This window comes from Faucicola sp. SE7633 (assembly GCF_059264685.1).
This window is the reverse complement of record NZ_JCADBW010000014.1, coordinates 1-11804: the sequence shown is the minus strand read 5'-3', so window position 1 is coordinate 11804 and position 11804 is coordinate 1. Positions and strand designations below refer to the sequence as shown.

Genomic DNA, 11804 nt, shown 5'->3' with positions numbered 1-11804 from the left:
CCATGCCCTATTTGCTACACAACGCCCAACGTTACCCCTTGTCTCTTGCGCCCAACCAGCAAATTGGCGCAGGTGGCATGGGCGTGGTGTATCGTATCGGTGATTTGTTTGGTACGGGGCGGTTGGTTGCCAAGGTATTTAAACGCCGCGATGACCCCAAAAACCCAAGCCTTGCCAAGCTACAAACCATGCTGGCGCGTCCACCTGCGCATGTGCAAGAGTTCATCAACGGCACACGCTACACGCAATTTGCGTGGGTGCAATATTTGGTGTTTGCCGATGACGGGCGGCTGATGGGCTATGCCATGCCCGAGCTGGACTTTGAGCGCTCCATTTCGCTCAATCCATTCATGTATCCGCGCGAGGCGGCGCGGCTGACCCCCTACCAAAACAGCCTAAATTACCGCGTGCAACTGTGCGCCAATATCAGCGCGTTGATGGCAGATTTGCACGCGCATGGCCATGCGTTTATTGATTTTAAAGAACAAAATTTGCGCTTGATGCCCGAGGCAGGCACGCCAGCCAATGACGCGTACAAGGGCTTTATCGTTGGGTTTATCGATTGCGATAGCTACCGCATCACCGATGAACACGGGCAGGTGTACCCTGCGCCTGTGATTTCGCCTGAGATGACCAGCCCTGAATACCACGAGCACAAGGACATCAGCCGCCTTGATGAACGCCATGACCGCTTTGTGTTGGCAATTGAGCTGTTTAAAATTTTAAACTTTGGCATTCACCCGTTTTATTTTATCCCGTTGTCTGAGCGGCTGCGCAACTTAACCCAGCGCAACACCGACCAGTTTATCAAAGAACGCCTGTATGCTTATGGCTTAGCAGGCCATCCCGAGATTGCACCGCTTAAGGCGAGTATTCACACGTTTTGGGATGATGGCACGCGCCAGATGTTCGACCGCGCGTTTTTAACGCCCAACCCCGATGACCGCCCGACAGCGCATGACTGGGAGCAGCATCTGCGTGAACTAAGCCGTCAGCGGCAGTTTGTTGCCTGTCGCGCATTTCCTGATGATGCCAGCCATATCCATTTTTTGGGCAAGCCGTGCCATCGATGTTTTTTGTTGGGCGCAGGCGAATTTAGCCCAGCCGCCACGCCTGCACCAAGCCAAACACATTTAACCCAACCCAGTTTAAATCAAACGATGCCCAGCGCGTCACCTGTGCCGATTATTCCTGAATTTAACCAAGCGCAAAATGCTGCCAAGCGCGCGCCCATTCATCCAGTAAATGATACGACCAATGACACAGCAACAAATACAGCATCATCACGTCCAGCAAAAATAACGACCGATCAAAGACCGCAAGCCGACACCTCGGCTTCGCCAAGCCAAAATCAGCCGATTAAAAAACGGGCTAAAAAAAGCCGCCTTGCGCCGTTGATGGGCTTTATCACAGCGTTTGTGATGGGTACGGGCGGTTTGTGGGCGTATAGCCACATGTCATCGCCTAACACCCATGGCACACCCACCACCCAAGCCCAAACTGCCAACACCGCCAGCGCGCGCAGTTTTGCGGCCATCAATCAGCAGCTACCCGACGCACGCCGCCAAATCAACCACGAGCTTGCCGCCTTTGCAAAAAAGCACCCTGCCAACGAATCGGGCTGGCTGGCAAGCCGTCGGGCGCAACGTGACGCGCGCGCATTGTATACCGACACGTTGGGGCTATCAGGCGAGTTTTTTGATCGTGTGTTGGCAACCGAGAATAGCGGTCAGCGCGATTTAAAAACCTTAAGCAACTTAGCGCATAAGCTAAACAGTGCCGAGGACATCGCACAGCTTGAACAAACCGCGCAACAGGCGTTTCGCAGGGCAGATATGGCGTATTTTAATCAGTTACCGACTAGTGCCAACAGCAAATCACTGGCTAAACAGCTCAACACTGCTGCCCGTAACGCCTACTGGAACAAGCGTGACCCTGCTGCTGCGTTGTATTTACAAGCGCATGCGGTGCAAAATCAACCGACACATGGCGAATACAGCGCAAATTTGGCGTTTTATTTGGCAAAAAATAACTACCCTAACGCGCGCGCGTTTGTCATGTATGCCTTGCAAACACCGCGCGCCGCCAACCGTGTGCCCAATACTTACATGATGGAATTGGCGGCGGCATTGGCACAACAACATGGCGATACGCGCCTTGCTGAGGGCACGCTTTTGGCGCAGTTTTATTTGCTTGATGACAAGGCAAAACGCTGCGCTGCGCTGCTGAATTATCCCAAGACCTATCCTGATTTGGTGCCCGTGGCGCAGCGTGTGCTTGATACGCTCAATCGCCAAGCTGAGCACACGGCCATCCGCTTGCCGTCAAATTGCCAACCGCCGTATGCGTGGACGCGGTCATAAACTGCCTTGAGCCAACCCAGCGATGAACGGCTTAAACGTGAGGGTGAATTTGGTTTACAATATGCCGATTTTTGATGCGTTTGCGCCTGATTGCCCACGCCAGTTTCTCACTTACCTGCTTAAATGGATGAGTCATTGCCCGTCATGTCTACCTTGATTTGCCCAACCTGTCAGCAAGTGCTGCCCAAAACCGCCGTGATGTGCCCAAATTGCGGCAATCGCAGCCTTGCCCCCCATACTGCCACCACCAACGTGCCGCCAACCCGTGCATTTAGCCAAGCTTATGACAGCGCGCCCACGTCCGCGCCTGCCCATGCGTATCCAACCACCAACCCACCGACCCATGACTATGCCAACACGGCGGTGTATCCGCCACCGTTTGCGCCTACCGCTGAGCCTGTGGTTACGCCCACGTATCCAACCAATCCACCTGCGTATGAGCAGCCTGCGCCGTATTCTGCCATGCCTGCGTCTTATGCAGCGAACGACACCTTGCCCACGCCTGCCAATCGGCTTGCCAGCCGCATGGTGTATGCAGGTTTTATGCGTCGGGCGTTGGCGTTGGTGTTTGATTGGGTGATGGTTGGCGTGTTGATTGCGCTGGCGTATCAGTTTGCCTTGCCGCCGCTACTGGCACAGTTTAAAATCCGCGCGCTCAACGAGCAGGCTTTGATGGCGGCAGGGTTTGGTATTTATTGGTTGTATCATGCGGTTTTGACGTGTTTTTCGCGCCAAGCCACCATTGGCAAAATCATCATGGGGCTTTGGGTGTTTGATATGCAGGGGCAACGCATTGGGCTACTGCGCGCGCTGTGGCGTGAGCTGATTAAGCCGCTATTGCTGCCGTTTGCGTTTATTTTGTGGTTCACCGCGCGTAAGCAGACGCTACATGACCTGCTGGCAGGCACGGTGGTATTGTTTGATCGTTGATTGATTCGCACGTTTACGTGATTTTTAACAAGGAGGGCCTTTGTGCGTACGCCTAGCTCCCCACATTTTGCCCGTTCGCGCCATGCATTGCCTGTGGTTCAACACACAGCGGCGGCTACCCGTGCCAAATTGGTAAAAGAAGCGTTGTGTTTGGCACTGGTGTGGCTGGTGCTTGTGGTGGGCTTTTTGCTGGCAGGTTATGGTGATGGCACATCGGGCAAATCGCAGCGGTACGCGCTTGAACTTGCCAGCGCGACCGATGGGGTGAGCAAACCACAACTGCTTGCCACGGTATGCGGTGACGAGGTTTTAACCACCCTTGCCCGTGCGTTGGCGCAAGGATATGACCCAAACAGCACGTTGGCACAGGCCTGCCCAAGCCTACAAGATGCCGCCACGCGCCAAACCAGTATCGCGCAAGCGCGTGAGCAGCTCAATAGTGTGCAAACCGCGTTGGCGCAAGCATGGCAAACGGTGCGCCGCGACCAACGCCAAACCGATTTGGTGCGCAACGAAACAGGCGTGATACTTGGCGCAGACCGCGTGCACAGTCGGCAAGATTGGCTAAACCTCAACGCTGATGGGCAATTAGACAGCGTGGCAACGCTACTGGCCGCTAAGCCGACCGCCAGTGCGAGTTTGGCACAGACTTTGGCATGGCTTGCGGTGGCGGATGGTAACCGCCGTTTTGTGTATTCCAAATTGTTTGCCGATGACCCTGCCAAAGCCGCGCTATACAACCAAGCTGCCAGTGATGTGGCGCGCGTGTATGACACCAACGCCAACCAAACCAAAGCCGCGCAGGCACGCGCCTTGCTGCCGCTGTTTGGCAACCTCACCGCGTTGGGGCTGCTTACGCAGGTGTGTCTTTGGTCATGGGTGACGTGGGCGTTGTTGGTGTTGGCGCAGCGCAGCCACCCTGTCTTGGCAATTGGGCAAGCACTGGTGGCATGGGGTGTGGTGATGGCTGCCATCAGCCATGGCGTGGTTGCACCGTTTAAGGTGGGTATTGTGCTGTTTTGTGTGGGGGTGGCGTGGTGCGCGGCAGGTGCATTTGCGCCGATTGAGCGCAGGCTTCTACGGCTGCCTGATAACCGCGAGCTTAAAACCAGTGCGTGGCTGTATCCGTTGTTTGTTGGGTTTACTTGTTTTGGGCTGCTGATTGTGTTTGATTTGAGCACGCGCAGTTATTTATCGTTACGTTATTTATTTTTAAACCATTTTAAAGATTTGTTTTGGTGTTTTGTCATGGTCAGCCTTGCGCGTCCGTTGGCAAGCCTTGTGGCGTGGGCAATGCAAAATTTGGCAGCGCGCAACTTGCTGCACGCGCTGTGGGATACGCACCTGCCTGAGCGACGCAAGGCAGGGCTGTGGCTTTGCGCGGCATTGGTCGGGTTTTTGGGGCTGGCGGTGCTGCTGCGCGCAGACAGTGCCAAAGTTGCTGAGCTTGCCAAAGCGTGGCTGCTGGTGTTTTTGGCGGTGTTTTTGGCAATCAACCAACGCGAACTGATTGGGCAAATCTTGCCAAAACGTAACAAGATGACAGCGTTATTGGCGTGGGCATTGCTGCCGCCTATGGCTGCACTGCTGTTGGCCAATGAAAAAGGCACGCTACTGGTCATCGGCTTTATGCTGACGTTTTTGCTCGGTGTGGCGTTGTCGAATCTGATTTTTCAGCGCGGTGGGCGCGGCTATGTGCTTGGCGTGCTGTCTAGCACGGCGATTTTGCTGCTACTTTTGACGGCGTTGGTCAATATCAGTGGGTTTGATGCGCGCACGGCCGAGCGTGTCAATGCGTGGATCAATCCGTTTATCGCCAGCAATGACCAAATGGCGATTTTGCATTGGTTTCGTGAAAGTGTGCCGCCTTTGGGTTATGGGCTTGGGCATATTCCGTGGTGCGGCTATCGGCTCAGCGGCTGCCAAGGTGTGCCGCTGCAAATGCAAAGTGACTACACGATTACCTCGGTGATGGCGGTGGTTGGGGTCGCGCCTGCCATCGCGCTGATGGTGGTGTATTTTGGTTGGCTGTGGCTGATGGCGCGCCAGCAACTGGCTTATGGCAATGAGCAAATCAAGGCGCAGCTACAACACGGCGGCTATTTTTGGTTGGCGTGGTTGATTTTGCTGTGGGTGGTGGTGACGGTGTTTCAAGCGTTGGTGACGATTTCGGGCAATTTGGGACTCTTGCCGCTGACGGGTGTGACGCTGCCGTTTATCAGCTATGGGACAAGCAATTTGTGGTTTAATACCGCGCTGTTTAGCCTAACGCTGTTTAGCCCCAAACTGATGTTGGCAAATTTTGCCACCCATCCTGCCAACCATGCAAGCAACAAGGCAAGCCGATGACAGACAAGCAAATTTCTGCAAAAAACGACAAGCCAAACGCGCACACGTTGGACGATGCGCCAGATGTGTCCGCGAATGCGGTTATAGATGACGCTTTGGCAGAGCAACATACAGCTGACACGCCAGTAAATACGGCTGTGTCCAAATCCACCACGCTGAGCAAATCGCGCGACGACAGCCGCGCGCCTGCCAATTTTCGGCTTAGCCAAGCGTTATACAATACCATCTTAACCAACCTGACTGTAATTTTGGTGCTGTTTATCTTAGGTTTGGGTGGGTGGCTGCTGTGGTATTTGTCGCCTTTGACCGCACAAAACACCACCTACAATGCCGAGCAGTACCAAAACGCGTTGGCGCTGGTGGTCGGCAGTATCGAGCCTGTCACGACAGCCAGCAACACCGCCGCCCACGCGATCAATGCCGCGCCCGATGGTGCAAATTGCCCGTTTAGCCAAACCAAAAATCAGCAGCCGTATCAAGCCGCCATCACACGCCTTGACCAGCGTTTGACCGACTTACAACGCCAAAAACGCCTTGCCAACCATTACCACATCGCGCCCACCACACTGTGGCAAGCCGCCTGCCAACAAGGCGTGAGCACCGACGCGCTGACGTTTGCCTTTAACACCCTAACGCCCGACAAGCTCATGCAGCTACAGTGGCTTGAGCAGCGCCCCAACCGCGCGCGCCGTCAGCTTGTCGATGGCACGCTTAGTGCCGCCGAATTGCCACCCAACTGGCTGACCCAAACCAACCCATGGTACGGGCTGGCAGGCTGCGTGTACATCAAAGCGCCGACTGATAGTGGCTATGCGTTTGTTGGTGGGGCACAAGGCGCGCAAAATCAGCTGTGCAACCACCCAAAACTTGTACCGCCAAGTGTCGCACAAGCGGCATACCATACCAAGGCTGTGCCAACAACTGACGACGCACAGGGCAGGGCGGTCACCCCTGAACAGGACAACGGCTTACCCAATAGCGCGTTTGACAAACTTGACAAACTTGACAAGCTTGGCAGCGCACTAAATACAGGCTTAAACGGTTTAAAGCTAAGCCCTGCGCTTGGTACATCCGACGCGCCTGTGATTGCATCCACCGATAGCCAGCAGATCGCCTTGCCTGCCAACCTTGGCACGATGTATAGCGAGCTGTCCAACATTCATGCCAACCACTTTGACCGCCAACTGCTAGATGCCTACCAGCACTACCAACGCCAAACCGACCAACGCCACTTTTGGCAACGCTGGTTTGCACCGCCCGTCAATACCATCACGCTTGATGGCGCGCCTATCAAAATCGGCTACAACATGGCATTGACGCTTGACCCGACCATCCAAGCCGCGGCGCAAAATATCGCCGATTGCTTTACCAACAGTCCGTATGCCGATGTCGATTGCCGCAACGTGCTGTCACCAGCCCTACAGCAAGCCGCCAATCAAATGTATGAACACGCACTGGCGCGTAGCGTTGGCATTGCGGTGCTGGATGTCAAAACCCAAGGCGTATTGGCATTGGCCAGCAGCGATTCGGCGTGTTATCGGCAGGACAATGGCGACGGTTTGGCCAACAGCAATTTGGGTAAAGCCAAATCGACCAAATGCCCGACCCTGTGGGCGACCGACTACACACGCCAAAACCTCATGAACCACGCCCTGTACCAAACCGTACACCCAGGCTCAATTGTCAAAACCGTACAAGCGTTGGCATTGGTACGCGCCAATCCTGTCCTTAAAAATCCCGACAGCGCAGCCTACCGCTATCTGAAGCAAGTCATGGCAAGCTCATCGACCGAACGGGTGGCAAACTTCTTGTATTGCCAAACCACCACCAGCCAACTGATTGTCCCACGCGGGCAAGACGGTGTGTGCCGTGCTATGCCTGCCCTCAAAAAAGCCAGCGACGATGTCGGCCTAAGTGCCAATTGTCAATCCACAGCCAACAACCCAAATTGTGGCTTTAAAGACCTGCTATTTGGCAAGCCGTACAACGCCAAGCCTATGCTACAAAGCCGTTATTTTGCAGGCGTGATGCTCACCGATGGCAAACATGACTATGCCGCCAAACAGCTTGAATTCACGCCACAACAGGTGCAAAGCTGCGTCAGCGCCAACGGTGGGCGCATGAATGGCAGCTGTCGGCGCGGTGGCGACTTACTCAATGCCAGCATGAATGAAGTCTTTGGCGCAGGCAATGCCAAGGTGTCGGTATTGGGCGCGGCAGATATGTTTGCCAACCTATTGATTGCCGACAACGGCGACCGCCAGCGGCGGGGTGCGCACCTCATTGATGACGTGTGGGGCGTGGGGCAAATACCGCTGCGCCCTAAAGCGTGGCGCGGTGATGCCCCAGCAGGGCAATACGACCACTTAGCCATGCTGCCCGTGCGCATCAGCCAAAGCGATGCCCACAGCGCGTTAAGCTTGGTTTCAGGCACGCTGCTGGCAGGGACGGGGCTTAGCGGACGCGCAGGCACAGCGTATAACGCGTGTCAGCAAGCCATTGGTGACTGTTCTTGGACGCGCGGTGTGGTGATTGGTAAAACAGGCACACCAGGCTTTAACTACCCCATACGGCAAAACGGGCGCACGGTGTACACCGCCAATGTCACCACCAGCCAAGTTGCCAGCCTGTGCAACCCCAAAACCGCCAACAACCCCACCAAAGCACCCAAAACCTTGCCTGCATCGTGCTACAGTCGCCCGTACAAATGGTTTATTTATGGCATCAAAGACCGCCACGGCAAATGGGATAAAGCCGTTGCCGTGCTTGTTGAGCGTAACTGGCAAACCTCAGGCGTGGTTGATGATCCGCGCGACGGCATCAACCGCGCCGTACAAGCAGGCATGTTATTGGCCAAACAACTGTACGACGCAACAAACCCAAATTTGGCAAACGACCACCCATAAGGCAATCACCAGCATGGCATATATCACCACCCAACACCACTTTATCATTGACGACAACCACCCAAGCGATGTCTTTGGCGAGCTGACGCATTTTTTTAGCTTGTACAGCGCAACCGTCGATAACCTACGCCACCTAAGCCTACAGCTCACCGTGCCGCCCAATTTTGACGTAGAAGACAACACAAAACTTGCCGCCGCTTATCGCCAGTTTATCCAAGGCGTGCGCTACACCGTACCTGATGCGCACATCTTGCCGTTGTCTATCGCCAAACAAAAAAATCCTGCAACCGACCCTGCCAACACGCTCACCTTGCTGATCCAGCACATCGCCGAGGACGACGCGGACACCGATGCCGAGTTTGCCACGCCAAGCCTGTACCAGCGCACCCTTGGCAAGCTGCTGCCCCAATTTCATGGCGAACGCAGCGACAACGGGCTATACCCTGCGCCCAGCGCACCTGCCGCCAGCCTGCCACCGATTGCGCCAGCCATCCCAAGCCCGTCTGCACCACCAACGCGCGTACCTGCCCAACATTTATCACCCCATCCGCCAGCGTACCAACCACAGCCGATACCAAAACCGCCACAACCCATCGCGCCTGCGCCCATCCATCCACCCGTTAGCCAAAATCCCTATACCGCGCCGCCGTATCAGCAAAATCCGCCACAACACCAACCATCCATCCAGCCGCAACCGTCACCGCCTGCACCAAGTGCACCGCGCCCACCACTGCCCAATATCGCCCACAGTGCCAAGCCACATTACGGCTATTTGACCGAGGTGATTGTGCGTGAAGCCGAGCGCAAACACACCCAGCTCATCGGGCAAACCGTGCGCAGTATCACGCTTAAGCCTGCCGATGGCTTGACGCTGGCATGGGTTGAGCAGATGTTTGCCAGTTTTAACGCCGCCGCCAGTCAAGCGCAAGGGCAGGGGCAAGCCGCGGCTGATGCGATTGGTTTGGTATCCTACGGGTATGAGATTTTAAAGCCCAAGCTACAGGCGATGGGGGTGGCTGTTGCCGAGGATATGACGTTTGGGCTTAAGACGGCTGCGAAAGCCAGCGCAAGTGAGCATAGCGCGTTACAATCGGGGACGGTGTTGCCAAGTCAGTTGAATTTGGGCGTGAAGTTTGTGGTTTGATTTCTAACGGTACACGAAAGGCGGTTTGGATAAGGCGGCTACTTTTGCGTGGATCGAACAAATATTGACATCCAATTTAAATCCTTTTGATGAAAAATTTACTACAAAAATCTTTGCAACGCGCTTTTATAAATACGCTGCCTATCCTATCGGGATATCTTGTGTTGGGAATGGCTTACGGTATCTATATGCGAAGCTTAGGTTTTGGCGCTATTTATCCAATTTTAATGGCAACGTTGATTTATGCAGGTTCGGTCGAGTTTATTGCGGCAAGTTTTTTGTTATCGGCGTTTAATCCATTGTATGTATTTGTCATTACGCTGATGGTAAGTGCTCGCCAAATTTTCTACAGCATTGCCTTATTGCCTCGCTTTCATCAAGCGGGTAATAAAAAATTCTATCTGGTATCAGCCACCACCGATGAGTCGTTCGCCATCTTGCAACACGCAGCGGTAAATAAAAACCAAGTCCATGATGGTTGGTATATGGTTTTTGTCACGGCGTTGTTGCAGATATACTGGGTGGCAGGTGCAGCGTTGGGTGGCCTGGTAGCCGATTATTTGCCTTTTAGCTTAAAAGGTGCTGAATTTGCCATGACAGGATTATTTTTGGTGATTTTTTTGGAGCAATGGCTCAAAGAGCCATCCCATGAAAGCTCGTTGATAGGTTTACTGGTAACCTTGCTGTGCCTAGGGGTATTTGGTGAAAAAATATTCTTATTTCCTGCGATGGTGATAATTTTGCTGATTTTGACCGTACGACGCAAGCAAATTCAGCGCAAATTTCAGCCCCCACATGCTAATAATTGCCATAAGCTAAAGGAGTTAAAATGATATTATCCCAACAACTTTTGACGTTGGGGGTGGTTATCGCGGCATTACAGCTCTGTCGTTGGTTGCCATTTTGGCTCTTTCCTGCGCACCGTCCCACGCCACTGTATATCCAATATTTAGGGAGGGCGTTGCCGCCTGCAGTTTTTGGCATGTTGGTCATTTATTGCTTTGACTTCCTCCCCTCCCTATCGTTCGGGGATTCCTTCTGCAAGACGGTTAGACCTGCCGCAAACCTAAGACAATAGCAACCGCCCGTACGACACACCGTACATCTTAGGTTCTTATTTTAAGCTAATCCTACCGTTAGGATTGTCATAGACACGAATTAGCTTAAGTGTGTGTTTGGAAACGTCTTACCAGTTAAGTCACTGCGTACTCGCAATTTAGTCTTAACTTAACTGTGGAATGTAAGACATTGAATATAGTGAGATGAGCATAGCAAAACTTATCGCATTTAACAATTGCCTTATATCCACCGCCTGAAGTCGCAGGTTTACGGCAACGAATGATAAAAACGTCGATATCTTGAGTCAGTATCACGGTGTGGTTGAGTTTTTAGCAGGGCTATTGGTGGTGGGGCTGCATTTATGGCGACGTAACATGTTTTTGTCGATTTTGATTGGGACAGCGTTTTATATGGTTTTGGTGCAAAAGCTAGGGTTACGCTAATTAAACCCATGAAACAAGTTGGTCGTGGTTTGAAAAGTATGCTGAGGTAAAAAAAGAAAAGACAGCATGAGAAAAAGATGCTAACTTGAGGCTATTTCGATTAGGCAAAGGCTTAGGCGGGTATTTAGAAAAACTTGTTATTTTTACCACAGCCGTTTAAGATAAAGACTGTCTTTTAGCTCGAAACTTCTGGGGTGTCACATGATAATAAAGAGAAAAGCGCCTGATAAATGCTGAAAGATTTTGATAGCCACATTTCTCAGCAATAATAGCGATAGGCATATCCGTATTAATAATCAGACCTCTAGCCATTTGCATACGAAGTTCAGTAATATAAACTTTAGGTGTATATCCAAATTGTTTCTTGAAAGCTTTTTTGAAATGGCTTTCACTAAGACAAGCAGCCTTTGCAAGTGACTCTAGTGTATGTTCTGCACTGATATCATTTTTTATAATAGAGACCTTTGCACAAACCAGCGACCATCTCTCGACACCAATTTCAAACTCAACTAAAAACTGGAATTGGTGTTAAAGAAGTGAAGAAAGTCACCGAATTGGCATAAAAGCCTCCTAAATTGCCGTAAATTAACGTCTATTGGCTAGTTTTACC

General features: G+C 52.7%; 9 protein-coding genes. 8 read left to right on the top strand and 1 reads right to left on the bottom strand.

Annotation, left to right across the window (positions count from 1 at the left end; genetic code table 11):
- The first annotated feature begins 2 nt into the window (after positions 1-2).
- From AC5L4R_RS06475 to AC5L4R_RS06440, 8 genes are all read left to right on the top strand, one after another.
- A complete protein-coding gene (locus AC5L4R_RS06475; protein WP_494473104.1) occupies positions 3-2363 on the top strand; it encodes a hypothetical protein in 2361 nt (786 codons plus the stop codon).
- Positions 2364-2486: 123 nt separating this feature from the next.
- Positions 2487-3293, top strand: coding sequence for an RDD family protein (locus tag AC5L4R_RS06470; RefSeq protein ID WP_494473103.1), 807 nt, complete (start codon positions 2487-2489; stop codon positions 3291-3293).
- A gap of 42 nt (positions 3294-3335) precedes the next feature.
- Positions 3336-5642, top strand: a complete 2307-nt coding sequence (locus AC5L4R_RS06465; protein WP_494473102.1) for an FtsW/RodA/SpoVE family cell cycle protein — start codon at positions 3336-3338, stop codon at positions 5640-5642.
- Positions 5639-8548 carry a hypothetical protein gene (locus tag AC5L4R_RS06460; RefSeq protein WP_494473101.1) on the top strand — a complete coding sequence of 970 codons (2910 nt, stop codon included), beginning with the start codon at positions 5639-5641 and terminating at the stop codon, positions 8546-8548. Before AC5L4R_RS06465 ends, AC5L4R_RS06460 begins: the two co-directional genes overlap by 4 nt.
- Positions 8549-8561: 13 nt before the next feature.
- Positions 8562-9692, top strand: coding sequence for a hypothetical protein (locus AC5L4R_RS06455; RefSeq protein WP_494473100.1), 1131 nt, complete (start codon positions 8562-8564; stop codon positions 9690-9692).
- An 89-nt stretch (positions 9693-9781) separates the two neighbouring features.
- Complete coding sequence (locus AC5L4R_RS06450; RefSeq protein ID WP_494473099.1) at positions 9782-10525, top strand: AzlC family ABC transporter permease; 744 nt, start codon at positions 9782-9784, stop codon at positions 10523-10525.
- Complete coding sequence (locus AC5L4R_RS06445; RefSeq protein ID WP_494473098.1) at positions 10522-10770, top strand: AzlD domain-containing protein; 249 nt, start codon at positions 10522-10524, stop codon at positions 10768-10770. Before AC5L4R_RS06450 ends, AC5L4R_RS06445 begins: the two co-directional genes overlap by 4 nt.
- A gap of 280 nt (positions 10771-11050) precedes the next feature.
- On the top strand, positions 11051-11194 hold the full coding sequence (locus tag AC5L4R_RS06440; RefSeq protein ID WP_494473097.1) for an AzlD domain-containing protein: 144 nt from the start codon (positions 11051-11053) through the stop codon (positions 11192-11194).
- 156 nt (positions 11195-11350) lie between these two features.
- Here AC5L4R_RS06440 and AC5L4R_RS06435 read toward each other — a convergent pair whose 3' ends face one another.
- Complete coding sequence (locus tag AC5L4R_RS06435; RefSeq protein WP_494473145.1) at positions 11351-11635, bottom strand: helix-turn-helix transcriptional regulator; 285 nt, start codon at positions 11633-11635, stop codon at positions 11351-11353.
- Positions 11636-11804: the final 169 nt, after the last annotated feature.